Origin of the sequence: Sphingobium sp. Ant17, assembly GCF_000588875.1 — a bacterium.
In the GTDB taxonomy this organism is placed as follows: Bacteria; Pseudomonadota; Alphaproteobacteria; order Sphingomonadales; family Sphingomonadaceae; genus Sphingobium.
This window is the reverse complement of the sequence record NZ_JEMV01000015.1, coordinates 63,725-89,563: the sequence shown is the minus strand read 5'-3', so window position 1 is coordinate 89,563 and position 25,839 is coordinate 63,725. Positions and strand designations below refer to the sequence as shown.

Here is a 25,839-nt window from a genome sequence, read left to right as displayed (position 1 = left end):
GGCATCCCCCACCATATCCTCAAAAGTGTATCCTACCTTCTACGACCAAAGACCCAGGGCAAGGCACTGGCTTGGGGCTGAGTATGGTCTACGGGTTCGTCAAGCAATCCAACGGACACATTAATATTTACAGCGAGGTGGGTGAGGGCACGACGGTTCGCATCTATTTGCCGCACACTCGCCAAAATGAAGAGATCCTGGCTTCCGAGACACCGACGGCTCCTCAATCTATGGCGAATGAAGTAATATTGGTCGTCGAAGATGATGACACCGTACGGGCAACTTCTGTCGAACTTCTCTCAGATCTGGGCTACACAATATTGGAAGCCAGCAACGCGGATAACGGTCTGGCTATCGTTAACAGCGGGGCTAAAATCGATCTATTATTTACTGATGTGGTTATGCCGGGCGCGCTTAAAAGCCAGGAGCTGGCGCGTCGTGCTAAACAGAAGCTGCCATCTATCCAAGTGCTTTTTACCTCTGGTTACACCCAGAATGCCATCGTTCACGCCGGTCGGCTGGACGAAGGCGTCGAACTGATCGCGAAGCCTTTCACGCGAGAAGGGCTTGCGCAGAAAATTCGCAATGTCTTGGACCTTGGAAGACCTTCTGCATCTACACCGATGCCTTCTGCACCGCTAACCTGCGAAGTTGCCAATCACGATGAAGGCGATGCTCTCAATTGTAAGTCCATTCTAATCGTAGAAGACCAAATCTTGGTCCGGAAGATCCTGAGTGAAATGCTGGAAGAATTGGGCCATAGAGTGGTCGGAACGGGCACGATACGAGAAGCGAAAGAAAAGCTCTCTCTGCAGAATTTCCACGTCGTAGTTACTGATCTTGGATTACCTGATGGGTCTGGTTTAGACATAGTTCAAGAAGTAATGGACAATAATCGGCATGTATCGGTAGTTATCTCATCAGGTCGAGACGCCAGCAACGATATAACTGACATGCTTTGTAATTCAAGAATTCAATATCTTGAAAAGCCTTATAGCATTAATGCAATGAAAATTGCAATTAATAAGGCGATATTGATGTGATTTTCAAAAATTTAATAATATATATCTTATATTTCTATAAGTTATTTTTGATAAAATTATTTAAATAATACACATACAGGTAAAATCTACAAAACTTGTGGTAATGTAATTTGCGGCGTGATTTCCATATTTGGGCGCGGGTTTTGGCTGTTCAGGTTTACATTGAGCGAGCGGCGGGTCTTGAAAAAATAGTCGTTCGCGAACCTGCAGGTAAACGTCCTGTTCTGGCTGGCAAGGGACGGGCGCGAACGACAACTATCGCCACATCCCAACTCAGACCAGAAATTCGCTTATCGGCCAACAAGCCCCCTGTCCTACATCCCCCAATCCATGCCATGCTCGCCCCGCTCTTTCTCGCCGTCCGTCCCCCGCGTTTCCGCGCGCGCCCACTTCGCAAAAATTCTCCTATTGCGAAATTGACGCCACGCGTCCGTTCGCCCGCAATTGCGTGGCCTGCGATGGTGTGAACTTCACAGATTTGGCAAGGGCGCGGCGGCCGCTTGGCCAGGCCGCGCTTAGCTTGGTCCTGATAGGCCATTTGCAAAATGCCCCAGTGCCGCCCCTTCACATGGATCGACGCGATCACCTGTTTGAGCAGCAGCACTTCGCCGCTCGCGGTCAGGCGGCGATAGGCTTTGATGCAGAAGGGCTGGGTGGTCCGCGCCTGTTCGCGCGTGTCGGCAAAGTCGAAGATCAGCCCCTGCCGCGCATGTTCCGCGTTCCACAGGTCGTCGCCCGGCCGCTGCGGCTGCGCGCGTTCGGGCATGGCGACCGCGCCATAGGCGTTGCGGTCGGTGAAGGTCATGCCGAACAGCCCGGTAAAGCCGCGCGCCCGTTCCTGCTGCGCGCGGGCGACGGGCAGGATCACTGCCTGCACGGGGTGCGTATATTGCGGCGGGTTGGTGCCGGGGATCGGCGCATAATCGTCGCTGAAGATCGCCGCTTCGCTTGCCTCACCGCGCTCGATTGCCTGCTCGATGGCGTCCGCGACCTTTTGCGCGGACTCCAGGCTGAAGCGGATATAGGGCGAGTCTGGAATATCGACCCCGCTTTCGGCCAGATATTGCAGCAGCATATTGGTATCGCTGCTGGCGGTCGACACGCGGCCCGACAGCCGTTGCAGCCCGTCGGCATTGTCGCTCGACGTGCTGGCCAGCGTCGCGATGCCGGTGCGGATCTCGCCCGCGGACCCGACCATCGACGCGATCCGCCGCGCCACCGTCTCGCTATTGCTCGACAGGTCGAGCATCAGCGCGGCGAGCCGCTCGACCAGCGTTTCGATGTTGCGCGTGTCCGACTGGGCGGTGCGCGCGGTCTGCGCGCCCTGGGTGATGCTGGCGAGCATGCCGCCCGCCTCGCCGGTCAGCGCCGCGATCGACTGTTCGATGGTCTGGGTGGCGGCGGCGGTTTCCTGCGCCAGTTTCTTGACCTCGGCCGCGACCACGGCAAAGCCGCGCCCCGCATCGCCCGCCCGCGCCGCCTCGATCGTGGCGTTGAGCGCCAGCAGGTTGGTCTGGCTGGCGATGCCGCTGATCATGCTGGTGACATGGGCGACGGTGCGCAGCGCCTCGCCAAAGCCGTCGAGCCGCGCATGGATATGGCTGACCTGGTCGATCAGATCGACGAAATTGCTGTTGGCGGCGGAGAGCTGGCGGCCCGAATCATCGATGATGGCGCGCGCCGCGATCGCCTGTTCCCGCGCATCCTGCCCGGCCAGCGCCACGCTGTCGCCATCGCGCGACAATTGCCCAGCGGCACCACTGATCGCCTCGATCATCTGCGCCTGCTGCGTCACCCGGTCGGCCAGTTCGCTGATGTCGGCCTGCAGGTCGAGCGTGCGGATGCCCAGGTCGCCCGACAATTTGGCGACCTTCATGACCGCTTTGGCGACGGTTCCGATGTCTGCTGCGTTTCCCACCACCATGACGCTATCGCGCCATAGTAAAGGAAGCGTTAGCGCGCCGTCACAAGGCCCCCGCCAGCGCCAGCACGACGCCGCCGACCACCAGCAGCAGCCCGACCAACTCGCTCCGCCGCATCGCTTCCTTCAAGTAGAAATGGCCGAACGCCATGGTGAAGGCGACCTCGATCTGCCCCACGATCCGCACTAGCGCGACCGGCGCTGTGGCAAAGCCGGTGAACCAGCAGGCCGAGCCCAGCGCGGAGAGCAGCCCGACCTGGCCCGACACCCGCCAACTGGCAAAGACCCGCCGCATCTCGCCCGGCTCGCGCAGCAGCAGATAGGTGCCCTGCATCATAGTCTGAAGCAGGACCGTCACTGCCAGCACCATCAGCGCCGCCAGCACGGCGTCATCCGTCTCCACCGTCTGCGTCGCGCGGCGAATGCCGATCGCGGTGAGTGCAAAGAAGAAGCCCGATGCGATGCCCGCCCGCGCGGCAGGCTGGCCCAGCGCCCGGAGAAAATCCCCCGGCCCCATCCGCTTACCCCCGGTCGACAACAGCATGACCCCTGCAACGCCGCAGCTTATCCCCGCCCAGGCAGAGCCGATAATCGTTCGCCCAGCAACAGGAAGGAAAGGACCGCGCCCTGCGCTGCCTCGGTCTTGGAATAGGCAGTGCCGACGACGAAATTGCGATGGGTAAAGGCCAGGATCAGCAAATTGGTCGCGATGATCTGTGCCAGCCCGCCCGCCGCGCAAAAGAGCAGGAATAGCGGCCCGACCGAGGGCAGGGGGGCGGGAAAGACCAGCCGATATCCGCCCAGCAGCATCAGCGTGAACGGAACGCCATAGAGATAGCGCACCAGCCCCGCCGCATTGAGCGACAGCGACTGGCTCACCCGCCGCTGGACGGCCGTGCGCCACGCCTGCACCCCACCCGCCAGCAGGGTCGCGGGCAACCATATCGGAGATGTAATCATCGCGCTGCTATAGGCTTTGGCGCGTTTCCGTCACCCCATCATCAGCAGCATGGCGAAGAACAGGGTGCGCGCGAAGCAAGCACCCCGTTCATCCCCGTCACGAGATAGAGGTCACACCCCCTCCAGCAACTTTTCGCGCTTGATCTTCTCCTGCCAGACCAGCGGGGCGAGGTGGTGGACATTCTGGCCGTCGCTATCCACGGCGACAGTTACCGGCATGTCCTGCACGTCGAATTCGTAGATCGCTTCCATGCCGAGGTCTTCGAAGCCGACGACCTTCGCGCCCTTGATCGCGCGCGCGACCAGATAGGCCGCGCCGCCGACCGCCATCAGATAGGCGCTCTTATGCTTGGCGATGGCGGCGGTCGCCGCGACGCCGCGCTCCGCCTTGCCGACGCAGCCGAGCAATCCCTGTTCCAGCATCATGTCCATGAAGCTGTCCATCCGGGTCGCGGTGGTGGGACCGGCGGGGCCGACCACTTCGTCGCCGACCGGATCGACCGGGCCGACATAATAGATGACGCGGCCCTTGAAATCGACCGGCAGCTGCTCGCCCCGGCTCAGCATATCCTTGATCCGCTTATGCGCGGCGTCACGACCGGTCAGCATCTTGCCGTTCAAGAGCAGCCGGTCGCCATGCTTCCAGCTCTGGACGATCTCCGGCGTCAGCGTGTTGAGATCGACGTGGATCGCCTCCTTGCTGGGCGTCCAGTTGACGTCGGGCCATTCGGACAGCTTGGGCGCTTCCAGATAGGCGGGGCCGGAGCCGTCGAGCGTGAAATGCGCGTGGCGCGTCGCGGCGCAATTGGGGATCATCGCCACGGGCTTGCCCGCCGCATGGCAGGGATAGTCGTAAATCTTGACGTCGAGGATGGTGGACAGGCCGCCCAGACCCTGCGCGCCGATGCCCAACGCATTGACCTTGTCGAAAATCTCGACGCGCATCTTCTCGATTTCGGTCTGCGGCCCGCGCGCCTTGAGTTCGCCCATGTCGATGGGCTCCATCAGGCTTTCCTTGGCCAGAGCCACCGCCTTTTCCGCGGTCCCGCCAATGCCGATGCCCAGCATGCCGGGCGGGCACCAGCCGGCACCCATTTGCGGGATCATGTCCAGCACCCAATCGACGATCGAATCGCTGGGGTTCATCATCTTGAACTTGGTCTTGTTTTCCGATCCGCCGCCCTTGGCCGCGACGTCGATGACGACCTTGTTCCCCGGCACCATCTCGACCGACAGGACGCAAGGCGTGTTGTCCTTGGTATTCTGGCGGGTGAAGGCGGGATCGCGCAGGATCGAGGCACGCAGGCGGTTTTCGGGGTTGAGGTAAGCGCGCCGCACGCCTTCATCGATCACGTCCTGCATCGACCGGCTATTATCGTCCAACCGGCATTCCATGCCCCATTTGACGAAGACGTTGACGATGCCGGTGTCCTGGCAGATCGGGCGATGCCCCTCCGCGCACATGCGGCTGTTGGTCAGGATCTGGGCGATGGCGTCCTTGGCCGCCGGGCTCTGCTCTGCCTCATAGGCTTTGCCGAGCGCGCGGATATAATCCATCGGATGATAATAGCTGATGAACTGGAGCGCGTCGGCTACGCTGTCGATCAGGTCGGCGGTTTTGATGAGCGTCATCTTACCCTATGTCCCCATATCTGCGGCCCGGCCCTGCACGGCGGGTTTCTGCATGCGCTGGGGCTATACGCATCCCCGTTCTCAAGTCCAGTGTAGGCACACAGGTACATAGGTGCGAAGCGCGACTCCGGTCATCGACGTATTTGCGTGGCAAGCCCCTATATATTTTTTTTGGCCCTCTGGTCCCTCTTGCCTTTTGCAAGGGCCAGGGAAGTCCATGCGTCGCTGCATGGCGAGACCCAAAAGCGGCGACGAAATGAATCGGATGAGCGACGAATGGAGTCTCCAAACGGTCATTTATCCTCTTGCGTGAAATAGGGGCTATGGCACTATCCCTTGTATCGGGTTAACGGGGGTCACCCAACAGATTGTGATTGCGTCGCGGAACCTTGGTTCGGCTTGAAGGGCTTTATGTCCGTGCGATTACGGTTTGGTGGGCCTCGTTCCGGTCCCGGTACGACACGGTTTGCGGCTGATGCGCGACTGGACGAAGCGGGGCTTGACCGAATCGAACGGAACAGGAACATTCGGGGGCTTAGATGGACTTTCGAGATAGTGGACAAGGTGGAACCGGCGACGTGGCGACTGTGATGGATGAAGTGTTGGACGCGGTGGCGGCAACGAACAAAGCGGCCCCGGTTAAAGAGGCGGCACCCCTGACGTCATCGACCGTGGTGGAGCGTCGTTTCGACATCGTGACCGATGCGTCGCGCGATGCGCTGCTGACCGAATTCGGCAAGGATACGCTGAACGACCGCTATTTGCTGCCCGGCGAATCCTATCAGGATCTGTTCGCGCGCGTCGCGTCGGCCTATTGCGACGATCAGGCTCATGCCCAGCGCGTCTATGACTATATCTCGAAACTCTGGTTCATGCCCGCCACCCCGGTCCTGTCCAATGGCGGCACCGGGCGCGGCCTGCCGATCAGCTGCTATCTCAATTCGGTGGACGACAGCCTGGAAGGCATCGTCAACACCTGGAACGAGAATGTCTGGCTCGCTTCGCGTGGCGGCGGCATCGGCACCTATTGGGGCAGTGTGCGCGGCATCGGCGAGCCGGTAGGCCTCAACGGCAAGACCTCAGGTATCATTCCTTTCGTCCGCGTGATGGACAGCCTGACGCTGGCGATCAGCCAGGGCAGCCTGCGTCGCGGTTCGGCCGCCTGCTATCTCGACGTGTCGCACCCGGAAATCGAGGAGTTCCTCGAAATCCGCAAGCCGAGCGGCGACTTCAACCGCAAGGCGCTGAACCTGCATCACGGCGTCCTTTTGACCGACGAGTTCATGGAAGCGGTGCGCGACGGCCGCGAATTCCATCTGCGCAGCCCCAAGGACCAGTCGATCCGGTCCACCATCGACGCGCGCGCGCTGTTCCAGAAGCTGGTCGAAACCCGTCTGGCGACCGGCGAGCCCTATATCGTGTTCAACGACACGGTGAACCGCATGATGCCCAAACATCATCGCGACCTGGGGCTGAAGGTCTCGACGTCGAACCTCTGCTCGGAAATCACCCTGCGACCGGGCGCGATCACCTCGGCAATGATCGCACGGCGGTCTGCTGCCTGTCGTCGATGAACCTGGAGACCTGGGACGAGTGGAAGGACGAGAAGCTCTTCGCCGAAGACATTATGCGCTTCCTCGACAATGTGCTGCAGGATTATATCGATCGCGCCCCGCCCGAAATGGCGCGCGCCAAGTACAGCGCCAGCCGCGAACGTTCGGTCGGGCTTGGCGTCATGGGCTTCCACAGCTTCCTCCAGGCGCGCGGCATCCCGTTCGAGGGTGCGATGGCCAAGTCGTGGAACCTGCGCATGTTCAAGCATATCAAGGGTCAGGTGGACGAAGCCTCGATGCAACTCGCCATCGAGCGTGGCCCTTGCCCGGACGCCGCCGACCAGGGCGTGATGGAACGTTTCAGCTGCAAGATGGCGATCGCGCCGACCGCGTCGATTTCCATCATCTGCGGCGGCACATCCGCCTGCATCGAGCCGATCCCGGCCAATATCTATACGCACAAGACTCTGTCGGGCAGCTTCTCGATCAAGAATCCCTATCTCGAAAAGCTGTTGATCGAGAAGGCGAAGGACAGCAACAATGTCTGGAACTCGATCCTCGAACATGGCGGCAGCGTCCAGCATCTCGACTTCCTGAGCCAGGAAGAAAAGGACACGTTCAAGACCAGCTTCGAAATCGACCAGCGCTGGCTGCTCGAACTCGCGGCCGACCGCACCCCCTATATCGATCAGGCGCAGTCGCTGAACCTGTTCATCCCGGCTGATGTGGAAAAATGGGATCTGCTCATGCTCCACTTCCGTGCCTGGGAACTGGGCATCAAGTCGCTTTATTATCTGCGGTCGAAGAGCGTGCAGCGCGCCGGTTTTGCGGGCGGCGTGGAAGCCGACAACACGATCGACGCACCCAAGTTCGAGATCGAAAGCACCGACTATGACGAGTGTCTGGCCTGTCAGTGATTTTGTGAGCCTCTCTCCCAAAGAGGAGAGAAAGGCCAATATAGATTTCCCGGAGTTACCCTATGTCTCTTCTTCAAGCCTCCAAGCAATATAAGCCGTTCGAATATCCCTGGGCCTACGACTTCTGGAAGCGCCAGCAACAGCTGCACTGGCTGCCCGAAGAAGTGCCTCTGGGCGAGGATTGCCGCGATTGGGCGCAGAAACTGTCCGATCATGAGCGCAACCTGCTGACGCAGATCTTCCGCTTCTTCACCCAGGCGGACGTGGAAGTGCAGGATTGCTACCACGAAAAATATGGCCGCGTGTTCAAGCCCACGGAAGTCAAGATGATGCTGACCGCGTTCAGCAACATGGAAACCGTGCATATCGCGGCTTATTCGCATCTGCTCGACACGATCGGCATGCCCGAAAGCGAATATAGCGCCTTCCTCCAATATAAGGAGATGAAGGACAAGCATGACTATCTGCAGCAGTTCGGCGTCGATACCGACGAGGATATTGCCCGCACCCTGGCGATGTTCGGCGGCTTTACCGAAGGCTTGCAGCTCTTTGCGTCCTTCGCGATGCTGATGAACTTCCCGCGCTTCAACAAGATGAAGGGCATGGGCCAGATCGTCACCTGGTCGATCCGCGACGAGACGCTGCATTGCGAGGGCATCATCAAGCTGTTCCACGCCTTCTGCGCCGAACGCGGCTGCCTGACCCCCGCGGTCAGGGAAGATATCATGGACATGTGCCAGAAGACGGTACGGATCGAGGATGCGTTCATCGATCTGGTCTTCGAAATGGGGCCGGTTCCGGGCATGACGGCGAAGGACATCAAGAAATATGTCCGCTACATCGCCGACTGGCGGCTGGGCCAGCTTGGCTTCAAGCCCATCTACATGATCGAAGAGCATCCGCTCCCTTGGCTCAGCCCGCTGCTCAACGGCGTGGAGCATGCCAATTTCTTCGAAACCCGCGCCACCGAATATTCAAAGGGCGCGACACGCGGCCAATGGAACGACGTGTGGGACGCCTTCGACCGCCGCAAGACCCGCGCCGTGCCCGCCAATGCGGATGAAGTGGACCCGGACATGTTCAGGGCTGCGGGGATCGCGGCGGAGTAATTTTTCTAAAGCATAGGGAGGTCAAGATGGGGCCGTAGTTGTTGAAATGTGTTAATCATGATCCGTGGAGACAAGTGCCGTTACAATTGTTTGGTTCTTATTGGGTTCCTTTATTGCAACCTTATATCCCACAGCCCTTGGCGGTTATTAAGATTGAATCGGATTTAATAAATTCGTCCTAAGGATATGGACAATGATGCAAGGCATTATTTATCCAGATCGGATTGGCGATTGGCATTGGGTCATTATGGACGGCAAGGATGTCTATCTGCGGTCAGAGCGACGCTTCGCGCACAAGTGCGATGCCCGTGACGATTGTGACGAGCGAACTTGCTTGATCCGTTGTTCCATTACTTTCACTTAAAATCCGGCTGTGAGGGCAGGCGATTTTGTCGCCTGCCCAACCAGTTCGGATAAACAATGAGTATGCCGTATCCAGATTTCTGTGTGCAATTTGCTTCGGATACCGACGTCCCAATGTGCGCAAAGTCTTGACCAATGCCCAAAGTCTTCGACTGGAACGGCTATCGCTTCCACTTCTTCGCTAACGAAGGCGATCCGCGTGAGCCGGTGCATGTCCATGTTCGCAAGGGACGGGACAATGCGAAATTCTGGCTCTGGCCCGAAGTGGTCGTAGCTGAAAGCCGAGGTTTTCCTGCCCATATGCTTTCGCAGCTTTCCCATGTTATAGAGGCAAGACGCGAAGAAATAGAGAGCGCCTGGAATGACTTTTTCCCCTGAACCCCTCGCCGTCCGGTTCGATGCGGACAGTTTCTGGGTCGAGCTTGATGATGGTCGTACGCTGGGCGTGCCCCTCGCCTGGTTTCCGCGTCTGTTGCATGCGACGATGGAGCAACGCGCGCAGGTCGAACTCAGCCGTGCGGGCCTGCATTGGGAAGAATTGGACGAGGATATTTCGATCGCGGGCCTGCTGGCAGGCCGGGGCGACCAGACCCATGCGCGCAAAGTCGCTGCCTGATTGCGACGCGACGCGCCAGTGTCGTGATGATCCTGCAATAAACCTGTTCTCGCTACCGCAGCCATTCCCCATCGACCAAACCCAAGATGAACGGCGTGTTTTGTTCCGTTCATGCAACATCCTGTACGCCCTGGGGTTCTGACAGCAGAGACACGACCCCAGGGAAGGACCCGCCCATGACATTCACCTTCAAACAGGTCATTGCCGCCTTGTCGCTCGGCGCGATGACGCTGACGGGGCTTGCCGCGACGCCCGCTTTTGCGCAGCCGGGCCGCGACAATCGCGAGCGGCGCGAGGATCGCCGTGATGACCGGCAGGAGCGCCGTGCCGATCGCAAGGATGACCGTCGCGACAACCGTCAGGATCGCCGGGCCGACCGGCGCGATGATCGCCAGGACCGCCGGGGGGATCGTCGGGATGATCGCCGCGACTGGCGTCAGGATCGCCGGAACGACCAGCGCGTCACCTATCGCCGCCCCGGCCGTCCGGTCTATAGCTATGACTGGAACCGTCCTGATCCGCGCTATGGCCGCAGCTATCGGCCCGACCGCTATTATCGTGGCGGCTACCAGCCGATCCGCGTCGATCGCCGCACCCGTATCTATCGGGGTTATGACGATCGCTATTATTGCCGCCGTTCGGACGGCACCACTGGCCTGATCGTCGGCGCGGCGCTGGGCGGATTGCTCGGCGGCCAGATCGACCGGGGCCAGTCGAATATCGCGGGCATCCTGATCGGCGGCGGCGCGGGCGCGCTGCTGGGCCGCGAAATCGACCGTGGCGGCTTGAACTGCCGCTGATGTGAACGAGAGAGGGGCGGGCGCTCGGCACCCGCCTCTTTCAGCACCAGGGACGGCGCGCCCCGCCCCATTCCCGCGCCAGCCCCTCGGCCACCAGCATTCCGCCAATCGAACTGCCGCGGCGCGTCACGACCCGCAACGACCGGCCATAGCGGTCCTCATCGCGATCCACGCTTTCCAGCGTGAAGGGGCCGGCATTGAGCAAGACTTGCAGCCGCTGGGTTGCCTGCGCGCCCAATGCGCCCTCGGCGGCGCAGCGCGGCCCGTGGGTTTCGGGCGTGTCGATGTCGGCGATCCGATATTTTGCGCCACTGAACCAGAATGTATCGCCATCCACGACGCAATCGATCCCGCCGCCGCTGTGGCAAAAGCCGAACTGCGCCGATAGCGTGTCGCCGCTCGGACTTTGCTCTGTTGCTGAGATTGTCGGCAGCGTCGGCCGGTTGATCAAACCCGGCCCATACCAGCCCAGCAGCAGCCCCAAGCATAAAGTATAGACGAGGGCCGGTCCGCCAATACCCCCGCCGCGCGGCTTGCCGCGTCTATATACTTGTCTTGCCATGGGGTGAGCCTAAGCGGCCAGTCGCAAACAGCGGGTTAAAGCGCCGCCATCTTCGCACCGATCCGGCGCGATTTGACCGGGATCAAGGACAGGGCGCGCGCCAACGCCATGCTGGAAGGGTTATCCGAAACGGAGCCATCTCCCATGAACGCCGCCGCGCCACCCATTCATTATGCCCGTATCGGCGGTGAACCGGCGGTTCGTGCCATCGTCACACGCTTCTATGACTTGCTGGAGCAGGAGGCGCGCTACGCCGACCTGCGCGCCGTCCATGCGGCGGACCTCGATCCTGTACGGCATGGCTTGACCCGCTTCCTGACCGGCTGGCTCGGCGGTCCGCGCGACTGGTTCGAGCGCGGGCCGTGCATCATGTCGCTGCACCGCGCCTTTCCAATCACCCCGGCGCTGGCGGATCAATGGGCGTTGGCGATGACCTGTGCCATCGCCGCGCAGGAGGATATCGACCCCGTCATCGCCGATTCGATGACGCAGGCGCTTGGCCATATGGCGCGGGGCATGATCAATTTCGGGCTGCCGGGCAGCGCCGCCGCCTGACCGGTTATTCGTCGTCTTCGGTTACGCCGAACGCGTCATCCTCATCATCCATCTGCGGTTCGCCCGCATAGGCGTCCATGTCGATCCGGCCCGACCGGTTCATTTCATTCATCCGCTCGACCAGATCCGGCACATCGTCCGGGATGATCTGCGCCGGGTTGGCGTGACCGCCGCGGTCGCTATCTTCCGATAGGTCGGTGGTGCGCACCCGCGCGTCGGCGGCGACATCCTGCGCCTGCGTGCCGACCTCGGCCTGCTCGCTATTTTCTTCCGTGTCGGTGTCGGGCATTGCAGTGTCGGGGGTAGGGCGGTCCATGGCCGGTCTCCTTTTGAGGATCGATTGCTCTTCAACGGTCGGCATCGCGGCCCGTTCCCCGGAAACCACTGGCCCCGGAAACCACTGGACAGGGCGGGGCCAAAAGGCCAAAGGCCCAGGCGATCCTTTTCGCACTGCAACAGGAATCCTCATGCCTCGCCAGCTCATTTCGTCCGGCTCGCCCTTTGAGGCGCAGGTCGGCTATTCGCGCGCCGTCGTCCAGGGCGACTGGTGCTTCGTCGCTGGAACCACCGGGACGGACCCCGAAACGAAGGTGATGCCCGACAGCGTGGCCGATCAGGCCGCCAATGCGCTCAAGGTCATCGGCAAGGCACTGCATGACGCAGGCTTCTCGTTTGCTGACGTCGTGCGCGTCACTTATTATATCACCGACCCGGCTTATTGGGACGATCTGGGCCAGGCGACCGCGCCGGTCTTCGGCACCATTCGCCCCGCCGCCAGCTGCGTCGTCGCCGGCTCATCAAGCCGGAAATGAAGATCGAAATCGAAGTCACCGCCTTCAAAGGATAAGTCGCCATGATCACCATGTACGGCATCAAAAATTGCGACACGATCAAGAAGGCCCGTAACTGGCTGGATAATGAGCGTGTTCCCTACAGCTTCCACGACTATAAGGTTTCGGGCGTGGATAAGGCCAAGCTGGAGGAATGGGTGATGGAACATGGGTGGGAAACCATCTTCAACCGTTCCGGCACCAGCTTCCGCGCGCTCGACGCCGGGGATAAAGCGCATATCGACGCGGACAAGGCGATCCTCTTGATGATCACCAACCCCTCGCTGATCAAGCGGCCGATCCTCGACACGGGCAAAGGCACGATCATCGGGTTTAAGGCCACGACCTACGAAAACGCGCTGCAAGGCGTTTCGGCTTGAGGGGCGGGGATGTGGTGCGGATCGGCCTGCTGTTGCTGATGAGCCTCATCCCCCTTTCCGCCGCGCGGGCCGATCCGCTCATCATCGCCCATCGCGGTGCCAGTGGGGAGCGGCCCGAACATACGTTAGCCAGCTATGAACGGGCGATCGACCAGGGTGCGGACTATATCGAGCCCGACCTGGTCCTGACCAGGGACGGCGTCCTCGTCGCCCGGCATGAAAATGAGATTGGCGGCACCACCGATGTTGCTGATCATCCCGAATTTGCCGATCGCAAGACGAGCAAGACGATCGACGGCATCGAAATGTCGGGCTGGTTCACCGAGGATTTCACCCTCGCCGAGCTGCGCACGCTGCGCGCGCGTGAGCGGCTACCGGACCTGCGCACCGCCAACAAGCGGTTCGACGGCCTTTATCCGATTCCCACTTTCGAAGAGATAGTGCAACTGGTGCGCGCGAAGGAGGCCGAGAGCAGCCGCCGCATCGGCCTGTATCCTGAAACCAAGCATCCGAGCTATTTTGCGGGGTTGGGCCTGCCACACCAGGCCGCGCTGCTCGATCTGCTGAGCCGCTATGGCTATCAGACCGAGGTCGATCCGGTCTTCATCCAGTCGTTCGAGGTCGGCAATCTGAAAGCGATCCGCGCAACCTCGCGCCTGCGCCTCATCCAGCTGGTGGATGCTGAAGGCGGCCCTGCCGACCTGCCCGGCACCAGCTATGCCGAGATGCTCACCGTCCAGGGGCTGACTGATATCGCGACCTATGCCGATGGGATCGGGCCGTCCGCCGCGCTCGTCATCGCACCCGAAGGGGCGACTGCGCTGGTCGGTCGCGCACATGACGCGGGCTTGCAGGTCCATGTCTGGACGATGCGGATGGAAAACAGCTTCCTGCCGCCGCAATATCAGCGGCTCGACGATCTGCAGGGGCTGGGTGATTTCACGGGCTATGTCCGCGCCATCGCAGCCACCGGGGTAGACGGCCTGTTCAGCGACTTTCCGGGCCAGGCGCGGGCGGCACTGACGCCCGCGCGTTGAGCGGGTTGTAAAATCGGCCGCGGGGGCGAATAACGACGCTATGTTGTCCCAGAAGACCCGTTACGCCATCCGCGCGCTGCAACATCTTGCCGATCGCTACCGCCAGGGTCCAGTGCCGCTCAGCGAGATTTCCACACGCCAAAATATCCCGGCGAAATTTCTGACCGTCATCCTCTCCGAATTGTCGCGCGAGGGGCTGGTGGCGACCCAGCGCGGGCGGGATGGGGGCTATTGGCTGGCGCTGGCACCGGTCGACATCAGCTATGGCGACATTGTGCGGATGACGCGCGGATCGCTGGCGCTGACCCCCTGCGCGAGCCGCTTCGCGCATGAAAGCTGTACCAACTGCCTGCCCGAATCGGAATGCCGCCTGCACCGCGTCATGCTGCGCGTTCGCGATGAAACCGCCAAGGTGCTCGACAGCATCAGCCTGGCCGAGCCCTTCGCCGCGCTGGATGAGGCGGTCTAGAGCCTTGCGCCCGCCGCGTCGCTTCGCCACATCGGGGGCATGACGACACCTCCGCTCAAAGCCATGCTGATCCCGGTCACCCCGCTCCAGCAGAATTGCACCCTCCTCTGGTGTACCCAGACCATGCGCGGCGCCTTCGTGGATCCGGGCGGTGACCTGCCGGTGCTGAAACGCGCGGCGGCGGAGCAGGGCGTCACGATCGAGAAGCTGCTCGTCACCCATGGCCATATCGACCATTGCGGCCAGGCGGGCGTTCTCGCCCGCGACCTTGGCGTGCCGATCGAGGGGCCGCATGAGGATGATCGTTTCTGGATCGATCGATTGGCGCAAGATGGCGAACGCTGGGGCGTGCCGGGCGAGAGTTTCGAGCCGGACCGCTGGTTGCAGGATGGGGAACAGGTGACCGTTGGTAACCTGACGTTTGACGTCCTCCATTGCCCCGGCCATACGCCGGGCCATGTCGTGTTCCACCATGCGCCGAGCAAGCTTGCCATCGTCGGCGACGTCTTGTTCCAGGGATCGATCGGCCGCACCGACTTCCCGCGCGGCAATCATCAGGATCTGATCGACGCGATCACCGGCAAGCTCTGGCCGCTCGGGGGCGATACCGCCTTCGTGCCCGGTCACGGCGCCATGAGCAACTTTGCCCATGAACGCCGCACCAACCCCTTCGTCGCCGATTCGGTGCTGGCGGGGTAGAGCCTACACCTGCGCCGCCAGTGCGGGCGGCACAGGCATTTCGCGCGTGCCGCTGTAGGCGATCGTCAGCGCGGCAATGGCGAGGCCGACCATCACCAGCCAGGTGACCAATGCCCCAGCGGCCCGCCATAGGCTAGGCTTGTCCGCGTCCATCCCGAAGCCGTGCGATACCCGCGCCAGCACATAGACGAGCGCCGCGATGGACAGCCATAGCGATCCGCCCACCGCCAGTTCGACGAGGGCGAACAGGATCAGCACAATCGGCGTATATTCGATGAAATTGGCCTGGGCGCGAATCCGCCGCGCCAACAGCGTGTCGCCGCCATCGCCATGCAGTACCTTGTCCTTTGCGCGCAGCCTGACGCACCGAATCGCCAGCCACAAGTTGAGCAGCGCACAGGTTGCGGCAAAGGTCAGCGTAATAGGCAACAGCATGGAAATTCCCCCGTTTGCGGTAAGGTGCCAGTCTAGGGTGCGAGGCGGGATCGGCAAGGAAGGACTTGCACCCCGAACAAAAACCGCTATAGGCGCAGGGCTTCGCGATCACCCGGGCCGCATGGGTCTGCGGCGCCTTGTGGCGTCCGCGTCTCCATCGGAAACCGGCCAGTCGCACAACCAGATAATTTACGGAACAAGGTGCCGACATGGCTGTCCCCAAAAGGAAAACGTCCCCCTCCAAGCGCGGCATGCGCCGTAGCCACGATTCGCTGCGCGTTGAAGCATTCCAGGAATGTTCCAACTGTGGCGAACTCAAGCGCCCGCACAATCTGTGCGGTGCCTGTGGCCATTATAACGGTCGCGAAATCGTCGCTGTCGGGGCGTAAGCCAGTCTCGATCTCCGCAAAGGGGTGATCAGCGTGTCCAGCCAACCGCGAATCGCAATCGACGCGATGGGCGGGGATGAGGGCGTGCGCGTGATGATGGCGGGCGTTGCGCTCGCCCGTCACCGGCACGACGGACTCCTTTTCACCCTGTTCGGTGACGAAGCGCAGATCAAATCCGCGCTCGACCAGCATCCCAATTTGCGCGCAGCGTCGGATGTGGTCCACGCCGCTTCGGTGGTCGACGGAGCCGATAAGCCCGGCGTTGCCATCCGCAAGAAAGACAGCTCGATGAGCATGGCCATTGCGGCCGTGAAATCGGGCCAGGCCGGGGCCGCCGTATCGGCGGGCAATACCGGTGCGCTGATGGCGATGGCGAAGGTCGCTCTGCGCACCATGCCGGGCGTCGATCGCCCTGCGCTGGCCGCGATGTTGCCGACGCTGGGCGATAATGACGTCATCATGCTGGACCTGGGCGCCAATACCGAATGTGACGCCCGCAACCTCGTCCAGTTCGCCGTGATGGGTGCGGCCTATTCGCGCATCGCCTTCGACCTTGAACGGCCGCGCGTGCGTCTGCTCAACATCGGGACCGAGGATCTTAAGGGCACCGACGAGATTCGCGACGCCGCCGCCATCTTGCGCGCCGCCGACACGCTGCCGCTGCGCTTCGACGGCTTTACCGAAGGCGACAAGATAAGCCGCGGCGATACCGACGTGATCGTGTGCGACGGTTTTTCGGGCAATGTCGCGCTCAAGACGGCGGAGGGGACTGCCCGCTTCGTCACCGACGTGCTCCGCAAGGCGTTCACCAGTTCGATCCGTTCGAAGATCGGCTTCCTGATATCCAAGCCTGCCATGCATCTGCTCAAACATCATCTCGACCCCAACAACCATAATGGCGCGGTCTTCCTGGGCCTCAACGGTGTTGTCGTGAAAAGCCATGGCAGTGCCGATGCCAAGGGCGTGGCCAACGCGGTCCATGTCGCCGCGCGGCTGTTGGAAGAAGACATTACCCGCCGCATCGCCGCCGATATGGCAGGCGTTGCGGGCCTGTCGGCTGCCGCTGCCGCCAAGTTGGAGCTGCCCGTCAAGTGATCCGTCGATCGATATTGCTGGGCACTGGCTCGGCCCTGCCCGTTCGCGCGGTCAGCAATGCCGAACTGGCCGAGACCGTCGATACCAGCGACGAATGGATCGTCGAGCGCACCGGCATCCGCAACCGCCATATTGCGGGTGAGGGTGAGACGACATCGACGCTGGCGACCGATGCCGCCCGCGCCGCGCTCGACGCGGCGGGTGTCGCGCCGCAGGATATCGATCTCATCATCTTGGCAACGGCAACGCCGGACCAGACTTTTCCTGCCACCGCCACGACCGTCCAGGCAGCGCTTGGCATCGACGATTGCGTCGCCTTCGACGTCGCGGCCGTCTGCTCGGGCTTTCTCTACGCCATCACCGTGGCTGACAGCATGATCCGGTCGGGCGTCGCGAAACGCGCGCTGGTGATCGGCGCGGAAACCTTCAGCCGCCTTCTCGACTGGGAAGACCGCGCTACCTGCGTGCTGTTCGGCGATGGCGCAGGCGCTGTGGTGCTGGGTGCGGAGGAAAGTGCCGATGGCACGCGTGGCATCCTGGCGTCGAAGCTCCACGCCGATGGCCGCCACAACCAGCTTCTCTATGTCGATGGTGGGCCATCGACCACGCAGACTGTGGGCAAACTGCGCATGCGCGGGCAGGAAGTGTTCCGTCATGCGGTCGTCAATCTTGCGTCAGTCCTCAACGAAGTCATGGCGATGGCGGGTCTGACCAATGCCGACATCGACTGGCTGGTCCCGCATCAGGCCAATGCCCGCATCCTCGACGCCACCGCGCGTAAATTGAAGCTCTCGCCCGACCGGGTGGTGGTCACCGTTGACCGCCACGCCAACACGTCGGCCGCTTCGGTGCCACTGGCGCTCGACCTCGCCGTGCGCGACGGGCGGATCAAGCCGGGTGAACTGATCGTGCTGGAAGCGATGGGCGGCGGCTTCACCTGGGGCGCCTGCGTCATTCGCCTGTGACGTAACGGCAGGCAATGCTTGCATAATCGCCGCGAATCCGTCAGCCTCGCTTTCTGTCATCGGGGAGACGGGATATGAGCGGCATGGGCACTTTGACACGCGCGGATCTGGCGGAAAGCCTCAATCGCCATGTCGGCTTGTCGCGGGCGGAAGCCGCCGCGTTGGTCGAATCGATCCTCGACCATATGTCGGTTGCGCTGGAGCGCGGCGAGAATGTGAAGATTTCCAGCTTCGGCACCTTCGTCCTGCGCGACAAGACCCAGCGCATGGGCCGCAATCCCAAGACCGGCGTCGAAGTGCCGATCCAGCCGCGCCGGGTGTTGACGTTCCGCGCCAGCCAGACGATGCGCGATCGGGTCGCCTGACACCGCTGCCAGCAGCAAGGCTTTTTCTTCTTTCTCCGTCATTTGCGATGGTTGACCTGCGCCCGGCTATGGGTGCAACATCATTGTCATGAACAAGACGGAGGGGGCATTTTTGACCATCGGCGAACTGGCCGGTGAATTGGGTTTGGCCCAGCATATCTTGCGTTATTGGGAAACCCGCTTTCCTCAGTTACGACCGCTGCAACGCGCGGGCAATCGGCGCTATTATCGCCCTGCCGACGTCGATCTTGCCCGCCGCATCCATCATCTGCTCAATGTCGAAGGTTTCACCGTCAAGGGCGCGCAAAAGGCGCTGGAAGAGGGCGATAGCGCTGCTCTTGCGGTTTCGCCGCAGCAGGCCGAAGAAGACCTGCTGACGCGCCTCGAAACCATCCGTGCCACACTGGCCCGCGCGATCGCCTCATAGCGTCCGGGCGTAGATGAGGTCGCGGAACGGCACGTCCCCGACCATGAAGGTCAATTCGCCGATTTCGCCAAAACCATGCCGCGCATAGAAGCGCCGCGCCCGTTCATTTTGTGGATAGACTGCGAGCAGCAACCGGCACGCTCCGCGCCGGCGTGCTTCCTCGACCACCAGCGCCATGATCGCATCGCCATGCCCGCCGCCCTGCCAGCCATGCAGCAGGTAGATGCGCTTCAACTCCACATCATGCGCCGGGTCGGTCGCGATCGGCAGGTCGGGCGGCGTGATCATCGCATAGCCCACCGCTGCGCCAAGCGGAGTTTCGCCGATCATCACGGTCTGCGTCGGATCGGCGAGGGCCGCTGCATAATAGGCCTCTCCGTGCGCGGTGCGGATATGGGCGGTCAGTGCCGCGCCCGGATGATCATGGGCAAAGCTGGTGAGGAAGGTCGCCCCGCCCAATATGGAGAGGGCGGGGGCGTCGCGCGCCTCCGCCCTGCGCCACGCGATCGGCGTCACCGCGACCCTGGCCCCAGCGCAGGATCGAGGTCGCGCGGCCGGGTGAAGCTGGTCAGCGTCCCGACATTCTCCTTCGCATCGCGCCAGCGGTCGATGGCCAGGTCCAGCACCGCGATGCTGGCGGTCGGGAATTTCGCTTCCACATCTTCGCGCAAGTCATTGCTGCCATCATCGGGGACGAGGTCGAGGATCAATTCCTCCAAGCCCGGATTATGCCCGGCCATCAACACGCTGTCGGCCTTGTCGGGCAGGTCGCGGACGACATCGAACAGGATGGGGGAGGAGGCGAGGTAGATGCGCCGGTCCCAATGCGCGTCGAGTATCTGGCCATAGCCGGTGAAGAAGACGTCCAGCGTTTCCACCACCCGGACGGCGGGGGAGGCGACCAGCATGTCGAACTGCATGGCGCGGCGCGCGGCGAACTGGCCCATCAGGATGGCAGCCTTTTCACCACGACGGTTCAGCGGCCGGTCGAAATCCCGAGCCACCGGATCGTCCCAGTCCGACTTGGCGTGGCGCAACAGGGTCAGCCGTTTCATTCTGTCTCCTGGGGGGGCATGCCGGATTCGGCCCCCTGATGCCCCAAAGCGACCGCTTCGCCAAGCGTTTCGGCTCGGGCGCTAGCGTTGACCGCCAGGATCGCTTCGTCCAGCGTCAGGCGGCGGATCGGCGTTCCGGGCGGAAAGGCGCTCAACAACCGGCTGGGCATGGCGGCCGACAGGATGACGAAACTGCCCTTGTCCTCGGCCCGGCGGATGAGCCGCCCGAACGCCTGCGCCAGCCGCGCGCGGATCAGCCGATCGTCATAGGCATTGCCGCCGCCCGCCAGCCTGCGCGCCGCGTGCAGCACGGTGGGCTTGGACCAGGGCACCCCCTCCATCACCACCAGCCGCAGCGAATGGCCCGGCACGTCCACGCCATCGCGCAAGGCATCTGTGCCGAGCAATGAGGCGCGCGGATCATCGCGGAAAATATCGACCAGGGTGCCGGTGTCTATCGGGTCGACATGCTGCGCGTAAAGCGGGAGGCCCGCCCGCGCCAGCCGGTCGGCAATGCGCGCATGAACGCCACGCAGCCGCCGGATCGCGGTGAACAGGCCCAACGTGCCGCCGCCCGCCGCCTCGATCAATCGGCCATAGGCACCGGACAAGGCGGCGATGTCGCCCCGCTTGATATCGGTGACGATCAGGACTTCGGCGCGTCCCGGATAGTCGAAGGGGCTCGCCGCCTCGAACCGTTCCGCGCCATGGGGCAGGTGGACCGCGCCGCTGCGTCCCTCCGCATTGCTCCATTCGCCGCCGCCTTTCAGCGTCGCGCTGGTGACGATCACCCCTTGCGCAGGTTTCAGCACGGCTTCGGCGAGTGGGCGGCTGGGGTCGAGCCAGTGACGGTGAATGCCGATGTCGAACTCGCGCCCCTCAATCCGGTCGACCGCCAGCCAGTCGACATAATCAGGATCCGCCGGGCCGCCGATCCGCGTCAGCAGCGCCAGCCAGGCCGCGATCAGGTCGCGCCGCCAGCCAAGCGAAGCCACCGCGCCTTCGATCCGCGCCCGTGCCGCGCTGTCCAGCCAATCGGGCGCATCTTCGACCACCGCTTCTAGTCGCCGTCCCAGCCGTACCAGCGGCTTGATCAGGGCGTCGAGCGCCAGCGCCGCTTCCTGCGCCGCCTCGACCAGCGCGCCATCTGGTTCGGCCAGTTCGGTTTCCATGCCATAGCCCGCGTCTGCTTCACCGGCATCGGCGGCGCGGGTATAGACGGTGGAACGCACGGCAGTCAGCAAGGCTTCCAGCGCTCCGAACGGCTCACCCGCGACGACACGTTTCAGCCATTCGTCGGCAGGCAACGCCTGCGCCGCATCGATCGCCGCGCGGATCGCCTGCCCGCCTTCCTCGTCATAGCTGGCAAGGTCGGACAGGCGTGCCGCCAGCCCGCGCCGCCGCCCGCGTGATCCACCCTCCGGGCCCATGATCCAGCGGCGCAGTTCGATTGCCTCCTGCCCCGACAGCGCAACCGAAAAAGTCGAATCGGCGGCATCGAACAGATGATGGCCCTCGTCGAAGATGATCCGCTGTGGTCGCTGGCCGGTTTCCCGCCCGCGCGCGGCGTTGATCATCACGAGCGCATGGTTGGCGATGACGATGTCTGCGTCCGCGCTCGCACGGCTCGACCGCTCGATGAAGCATTTGCGATAATGGGGGCAGCCCGCATAGATGCACTCGCCCCGCCGGTCGGTCAGCGCGGTCGATCCGTTGCGCCGGAACAGGGTTGGCAACCAGCCGGGCAGGTCGCCGCCCACCATGTCACCATCCTTGCTGAACGCGGCCCAGCGCGCGACCAGTTGCGCCAATATCGCCGCACGCCCGGTAAAGCCGCCTTGCAACGCGTCTTCCAGATTGAGCAGGCAGAGATAGTTTTCGCGCCCCTTGCGCACAACGACTCGTTTGGCAGCGATCGTGGGGTCGGGAAAGAGCCGCAGTGATTCGCGATCGAGCTGGCGCTGTAGCGCCTTGGTATAGGTCGATACCCAGACCGTCCCCTGCGCCTGTCCGGCCCAGAGCGAAGCGGGCGCGAGATAGCCCAGCGTCTTGCCGATGCCCGTTCCCGCTTCCGCCAGCAGCATATTGGGCTGGTCGCGATGACGGCGCGGTAGGAAGGCGGCGCTGGCGGCGGCGGCATAGGCGCGCTGGCCGGGGCGCGGTTCGGCCCCCGCGCCGGTCAGCGCGTCGAGCCGGGCCAGTACTTGCCCTTCATCCAGTGCGATCGTGCGCGGGGCGGGGCGGGGCTGCGCTTCCTCCCATTCGGGCAATTTGGAAAAGAGCCAACGCTCCGCCTCCTTGGGCTTGGCGATGCGCGGGGCAACCAAAGGTGCCCAGGTCCAGCGCAGCCGGTGCAACGATTGCGCCGACGTCCAGCCGCCTTCGCGCTCGGTCCATTCGGTCGATCCCAGCCGGTCGAGCATCACCTGCGCCGCCTGTTGCAGCAGGCCGGGAATATCGCCTTCGCTCGCCGGAACCGACAGGTTTAACGCGGCCGCCAGCCCCTTGGGCGTGGGCACCAGAAAGCGGGCGGGATGAAGAAATGCCCATAATTCCAGCAGATCGAGGCCGTTTAACTCGGGATAGCCAAGCCGCTGCCCAGTCAGGGGGGCGTTAAGCAGGAGCACCGGGGTTTCAGCCGCGCGGGCGATTGCCCGCCCTTTGGCCAGCCCTTGGGTGCGGCCGCCATCGCGTAACCAGATGCCGCCATGGCTGGCGTGAAGGGCGGGAAGGTCGGCGGGGTCGATCACAGACCCGGCTTAGGCGAACAGGAACAAAAGGAAAACCTGTTTCAGGCGGCTATCAACCCGCGCGGCGGCCAAATCCGCCGCCTCCCACCGCCATGGCTCGCGGGCGTGGCTGAAAGGTGACGGGCGTGCGGCGTGCGGCCTTGGCCTTGGCGAGCTTGTCGAATAGCGGCCCCTCGGTAAGCTCGTAGGGAAAGCGGATGCCCATCCGGTCCTGCTCGGACCAGCGCACCGTGCCGAATACGCTATAACCATCCAGGTCAATCTGGCACTGCGATTTGGGCGGCAGCGTGCAACCCGTCACCTGCGCGCCACCTTCGCTCAGATCGACGATTACACCTTGTAGACTGTCGAGCACCGTCGTGACGACGATGGGAATCTCGACGGAGATGCGCTCACGGCTGCGCTGAACCTGCATATCGCCTCCAATCACCCCCATCCTTATCCCTAATCAGGGTTAATGAACGCTAAAGGCGACCAAAAGCTAACAGCCATTGTCAGCAAAAGCCGTTCCCTTTCGCAGTGCGGGACGGTAGAGGCCGGGCATGACCGTATCCGACACGCTCCGTACCGCTGCGCAAGCGGCCAAGGCCTGGCCCTATGAAGAAGCGCGCAAGCTGCTCAAACGCTATCCGCCCCATGGGCCGGACGGCGGCGTCCCGGCCAAGGGGCACATCCTGTTTGAAACCGGCTATGGTCCATCGGGCCTGCCGCATATCGGTACGTTCAACGAAGTGCTGCGCACCACGATGGTCCGCAATGCCTGGCATGCGCTGTCCGATGTCCCGACCCGCTTGATCGCGTTCAGCGACGATATGGACGGCCTGCGCAAGGTGCCTGATAATGTGCCCAACCAGGCGATGTTGACCGAACATCTTGGCAAGCCCCTGACGCAAGTGCCTGATCCGTTCGAAAAGTTCGAAAGTTTCGCGCATCACAATAATGCGATGCTGCGCGAGTTTCTGGACCGTTTCGGATTCGATTATGAATTCGTGTCCGCCACCGACCGCTATCAGGCGGGCGCGTTCGACGATGCGCTCAAGAATGTCCTGCGCCATTATCAGGCCATCATGGACATCATGCTGCCGACCCTGCGCAAGGAGCGGCAGGCGACCTATTCGCCCGTCCTGCCGATCAGTCCCAAGAGCGGCATCGTCCTGCAAGTCCCGGTCGAAGTGATCGATGCGGACGCGGGCCTCATCCGTTTCGAGGATGAGGGCGAGATGATCGAACAATCGATCCTGTCGGGCGCGGCCAAGCTGCAATGGAAGGTCGATTGGGCGATGCGCTGGGTCGCGCTGGGCGTCGATTATGAGATGGCGGGCAAGGATCTGATCGATTCGGTGACCCAATCGTCCAAAATCTGCCGCGCACTGGGCGCACGGCCGCCCGAAGGCTTTAATTATGAGATGTTCCTCGACGAAAAGGGCGAGAAAATCTCCAAGTCGAAGGGCAATGGCCTCAGCCTCGAACAATGGCTGACCTATGGTCCGCAGGAAAGCCTGGCTTTCTACGCCTATCGCGAGCCCAAGAAGGCGAAGCAGCTGCACATGGGCGTCATCCCGCGCGCGGTCGATGAATATTGGCAGTTTCGCGGCAATTACGCGAAGCAGGCGATCGAGCAGCAACTCGGCAATCCGGTCCATCATGTGCATGATGGCAAGCTGCCCGATGGCACGCTGCCGGTCACGTTCGGTCTGTTGCTGAACCTTGTCGGCGTAATGGGCGACGCCAGCCGCGATCAGGTCTGGGCGTATCTCAAAAATTACGTCGCCGACGCCAATGCGGAAACCTACCCGGAACTCGACGCGCTGATCGGCCACGCACTGGCCTATCATCGGGATTTCGTTGCTCCCACGCTGCAGCGCCGGGCACCTGAAGCCAATGAAGCGGCGGCGCTTGAGAGACTGGACGCCGAACTTGCCGCGCTACCCGAAGGCGCATCGGCGGAGGATATCCAGAATATCGTCTATGCCATCGGCAAGGATGAGGCCTTTGGTTTCGCCGAACTGCGCGACTGGTTCAAGGCGCTCTACCAGACGCTGCTTGGCGCGGACCAAGGGCCACGCATGGGTAGCTTCATCGCGCTCTACGGCATCGCCAACAGTCGGGCGCTGATCGCGGAGGCCCTCGCGACCTGAGAGGGCACAGCCTCAGGATGCTGGAACATTTACCCGAACCGGTGGTTTGCGGGTCAGTCCGTTCCCCCTTTCGGACTGATGGTGCGCCTTGCGCGCCATCGGCCGCGCCCGCCCGGCAACGAGCGGCGCGGCCAAGGGGGTAGCACGGAAATACGGCCCCAACGCCTGGCGTTAGGGGCCGTATTCCATTTGGTTAGCGTCTTACCAGAAGAAGCCGCGATGTACCTGGATCACGCGGCCGTTGCGCACATTCACCAGCATCACGTCATTATAATGCCGCACCCAGCGCTGGTTCATGCCCGGACGGGGCAGGCGGTAACGATAAGGGTCGCTGATATAATAGCGTGAGTTGTAATAGGCCGGGCGAAGCTGGGCACCCGCATTCCATTGATTGTAGCGGAAGGGCGCCCGCCAGTTGCCGGCACGATAGACGCTGCGATGGCTGCGGCGGTAATCGCGCCAATCCTCACGTACTTCACGGCGTGCCTCGCGCACGTCGCGCCGTTCGTCCCGCACGTCGCGGCGGTCGCCATAGCGTTGCGCCTGACGCAGGTCGCGCTGTTCTTCGCGCAGGTCGCGCTGGCTTTGGCGGACTTCGCGGGCGGACTGCGCCGATGCAACGCCCGGCGCAACCGTTGCGGCCAACAGGCCCAGAATGATCAATTTACGCATATCTCGTCTCCATTTTGCCTGGCGGCTGAACCGAAGGGGGAAGCTCCAGTTCCGCTGCCAACACACAGAGATATGCCGCTCCGCGCCTGAACGATGTGAGAA

Annotated in this window: 25 protein-coding genes and 4 pseudogenes; 18 read left to right on the top strand and 11 right to left on the bottom strand. The window is 62.4% G+C overall.

Going from position 1 to position 25,839, the window contains the following annotated elements; translation table 11 throughout:
* A partial coding sequence (locus BF95_RS09150; protein WP_152542624.1) for a response regulator occupies positions 1-1,043 on the top strand: 1,043 nt, incomplete at its 5' end.
* 520 nt (positions 1,044-1,563) lie between these two features.
* Here BF95_RS09150 and BF95_RS09145 read toward each other — a convergent pair.
* From BF95_RS09145 to BF95_RS09135, 3 genes and pseudogenes are all read right to left on the bottom strand, one after another.
* Positions 1,564-2,919, bottom strand: a pseudogene (locus BF95_RS09145) (methyl-accepting chemotaxis protein); the annotation flags it as partial.
* A gap of 88 nt (positions 2,920-3,007) precedes the next feature.
* Positions 3,008-3,924, bottom strand: a pseudogene (locus BF95_RS09140) (EamA family transporter).
* 111 nt (positions 3,925-4,035) lie between these two features.
* Positions 4,036-5,556: a fumarate hydratase gene (locus BF95_RS09135; RefSeq protein ID WP_043150985.1), complete on the bottom strand. Its 1,521-nt coding sequence runs from the start codon at positions 5,554-5,556 to the stop codon at positions 4,036-4,038.
* 590 nt (positions 5,557-6,146) lie between these two features.
* Between BF95_RS09135 and BF95_RS09130 the strand changes: the two are divergent.
* From BF95_RS09130 to BF95_RS09115, 5 genes and pseudogenes are all read left to right on the top strand, one after another.
* Positions 6,147-8,026, top strand: a pseudogene (locus tag BF95_RS09130) (ribonucleoside-diphosphate reductase subunit alpha).
* A 62-nt stretch (positions 8,027-8,088) separates the two neighbouring features.
* A complete protein-coding gene (locus BF95_RS09125) occupies positions 8,089-9,135 on the top strand; it encodes a ribonucleotide-diphosphate reductase subunit beta (RefSeq protein ID WP_043150983.1) in 1,047 nt (348 codons plus the stop codon).
* A gap of 498 nt (positions 9,136-9,633) precedes the next feature.
* Positions 9,634-9,876, top strand: a complete 243-nt coding sequence (locus BF95_RS26280; protein ID WP_081764097.1) for a DUF4160 domain-containing protein — start codon at positions 9,634-9,636, stop codon at positions 9,874-9,876.
* Complete coding sequence (locus BF95_RS09120) at positions 9,860-10,114, top strand: DUF2442 domain-containing protein (protein WP_043150980.1); 255 nt, start codon at positions 9,860-9,862, stop codon at positions 10,112-10,114. Before BF95_RS26280 ends, BF95_RS09120 begins: the two co-directional genes overlap by 17 nt.
* 176 nt (positions 10,115-10,290) lie before the next feature.
* Entirely contained in the window at positions 10,291-10,914 is a 624-nt protein-coding gene (locus BF95_RS09115) for a glycine zipper 2TM domain-containing protein (RefSeq protein WP_043150979.1), read from the top strand.
* A gap of 40 nt (positions 10,915-10,954) precedes the next feature.
* Here BF95_RS09115 and BF95_RS09110 read toward each other — a convergent pair whose 3' ends face one another.
* Entirely contained in the window at positions 10,955-11,476 is a 522-nt protein-coding gene (locus BF95_RS09110) for a thermonuclease family protein (RefSeq protein WP_081764096.1), read from the bottom strand.
* Between the two features lie 144 nt (positions 11,477-11,620).
* On the opposite strand from BF95_RS09110, the gene BF95_RS09105 reads away from it, so the two are divergent.
* A complete protein-coding gene (locus BF95_RS09105; RefSeq protein ID WP_043150978.1) occupies positions 11,621-12,031 on the top strand; it encodes a group II truncated hemoglobin in 411 nt (136 codons plus the stop codon).
* Between the two features lie 4 nt (positions 12,032-12,035).
* Here the strand turns inward: BF95_RS09105 and BF95_RS09100 are convergent, their stop codons facing one another.
* Positions 12,036-12,347, bottom strand: coding sequence for a hypothetical protein (locus BF95_RS09100; RefSeq protein WP_043150977.1), 312 nt, complete (start codon positions 12,345-12,347; stop codon positions 12,036-12,038).
* Between the two features lie 151 nt (positions 12,348-12,498).
* On the opposite strand from BF95_RS09100, the pseudogene BF95_RS09095 reads away from it, so the two are divergent.
* From BF95_RS09095 to BF95_RS09075, 5 genes and pseudogenes are all read left to right on the top strand, one after another.
* A pseudogene (locus BF95_RS09095) lies at positions 12,499-12,878 on the top strand (RidA family protein).
* 6 nt (positions 12,879-12,884) lie between these two features.
* The gene (locus BF95_RS09090) at positions 12,885-13,241 is read left to right on the top strand and encodes an ArsC family reductase (protein WP_037473222.1); all 357 of its coding nucleotides are present in this window, start codon (positions 12,885-12,887) and stop codon (positions 13,239-13,241) included.
* A 38-nt stretch (positions 13,242-13,279) separates the two neighbouring features.
* Positions 13,280-14,278 (top strand): glycerophosphodiester phosphodiesterase, encoded by a 999-nt coding sequence (locus tag BF95_RS09085; protein WP_443018350.1) that lies wholly within the window; start codon positions 13,280-13,282, stop codon positions 14,276-14,278.
* Between the two features lie 40 nt (positions 14,279-14,318).
* Positions 14,319-14,747 carry an RrF2 family transcriptional regulator gene (locus BF95_RS09080; RefSeq protein WP_043150974.1) on the top strand — a complete coding sequence of 143 codons (429 nt, stop codon included), beginning with the start codon at positions 14,319-14,321 and terminating at the stop codon, positions 14,745-14,747.
* A gap of 39 nt (positions 14,748-14,786) precedes the next feature.
* Positions 14,787-15,446 carry an MBL fold metallo-hydrolase gene (locus BF95_RS09075; protein ID WP_043150973.1) on the top strand — a complete coding sequence of 220 codons (660 nt, stop codon included), beginning with the start codon at positions 14,787-14,789 and terminating at the stop codon, positions 15,444-15,446.
* A gap of 3 nt (positions 15,447-15,449) precedes the next feature.
* On the opposite strand, the gene BF95_RS09070 is transcribed toward BF95_RS09075, so the two are convergent.
* Positions 15,450-15,881, bottom strand: a complete 432-nt coding sequence (locus BF95_RS09070) for an MAPEG family protein (protein WP_043150971.1) — start codon at positions 15,879-15,881, stop codon at positions 15,450-15,452.
* 209 nt (positions 15,882-16,090) lie between these two features.
* On the opposite strand from BF95_RS09070, the gene rpmF reads away from it, so the two are divergent.
* The 5 genes from rpmF to BF95_RS09050 all read left to right on the top strand — a co-directional run bounded on the left by rpmF (position 16,091) and on the right by BF95_RS09050 (position 19,122).
* Positions 16,091-16,270 (top strand): 50S ribosomal protein L32, encoded by a 180-nt coding sequence (gene rpmF, locus BF95_RS26275; protein ID WP_006957677.1) that lies wholly within the window; start codon positions 16,091-16,093, stop codon positions 16,268-16,270.
* A gap of 66 nt (positions 16,271-16,336) precedes the next feature.
* Entirely contained in the window at positions 16,337-17,365 is a 1,029-nt protein-coding gene (plsX, locus tag BF95_RS09065; RefSeq protein WP_043151014.1) for a phosphate acyltransferase PlsX, read from the top strand.
* Positions 17,362-18,330 carry a beta-ketoacyl-ACP synthase III gene (locus BF95_RS09060; protein WP_043150970.1) on the top strand — a complete coding sequence of 323 codons (969 nt, stop codon included), beginning with the start codon at positions 17,362-17,364 and terminating at the stop codon, positions 18,328-18,330. Before plsX ends, BF95_RS09060 begins: the two co-directional genes overlap by 4 nt.
* A gap of 74 nt (positions 18,331-18,404) precedes the next feature.
* Positions 18,405-18,695, top strand: a complete 291-nt coding sequence (gene ihfA, locus BF95_RS09055) for an integration host factor subunit alpha (RefSeq protein ID WP_043150969.1) — start codon at positions 18,405-18,407, stop codon at positions 18,693-18,695.
* A gap of 88 nt (positions 18,696-18,783) precedes the next feature.
* On the top strand, positions 18,784-19,122 hold the full coding sequence (locus BF95_RS09050) for a MerR family transcriptional regulator (RefSeq protein ID WP_043150968.1): 339 nt from the start codon (positions 18,784-18,786) through the stop codon (positions 19,120-19,122).
* Here BF95_RS09050 and BF95_RS09045 read toward each other — a convergent pair.
* The 4 genes from BF95_RS09045 to BF95_RS09030 are packed head-to-tail and all read right to left on the bottom strand — an operon-like array spanning position 19,117 to position 23,342.
* Positions 19,117-19,638: a GNAT family N-acetyltransferase gene (locus BF95_RS09045; protein WP_043150967.1), complete on the bottom strand. Its 522-nt coding sequence runs from the start codon at positions 19,636-19,638 to the stop codon at positions 19,117-19,119. The genes BF95_RS09050 and BF95_RS09045 overlap by 6 nt on opposite strands.
* Positions 19,635-20,177, bottom strand: coding sequence for a SixA phosphatase family protein (locus BF95_RS09040; RefSeq protein ID WP_043150965.1), 543 nt, complete (start codon positions 20,175-20,177; stop codon positions 19,635-19,637). Before BF95_RS09040 ends, BF95_RS09045 begins: the two co-directional genes overlap by 4 nt.
* Positions 20,174-22,927, bottom strand: coding sequence for an ATP-dependent DNA helicase (locus BF95_RS09035; RefSeq protein WP_043150964.1), 2,754 nt, complete (start codon positions 22,925-22,927; stop codon positions 20,174-20,176). The genes BF95_RS09040 and BF95_RS09035 overlap by 4 nt, the downstream gene beginning before the upstream one ends.
* Positions 22,928-22,979: 52 nt before the next feature.
* Positions 22,980-23,342 (bottom strand): PilZ domain-containing protein, encoded by a 363-nt coding sequence (locus BF95_RS09030; protein WP_043151011.1) that lies wholly within the window; start codon positions 23,340-23,342, stop codon positions 22,980-22,982.
* Positions 23,343-23,469: 127 nt separating this feature from the next.
* On the opposite strand from BF95_RS09030, the gene BF95_RS09025 reads away from it, so the two are divergent.
* A complete protein-coding gene (locus BF95_RS09025) occupies positions 23,470-25,065 on the top strand; it encodes a lysine--tRNA ligase (protein WP_043150963.1) in 1,596 nt (531 codons plus the stop codon).
* A 201-nt stretch (positions 25,066-25,266) separates the two neighbouring features.
* On the opposite strand, the gene BF95_RS09020 is transcribed toward BF95_RS09025, so the two are convergent.
* Positions 25,267-25,737, bottom strand: a complete 471-nt coding sequence (locus BF95_RS09020; protein ID WP_043150962.1) for an RcnB family protein — start codon at positions 25,735-25,737, stop codon at positions 25,267-25,269.
* Between the last annotated feature and the right edge of the window lie 102 nt (positions 25,738-25,839).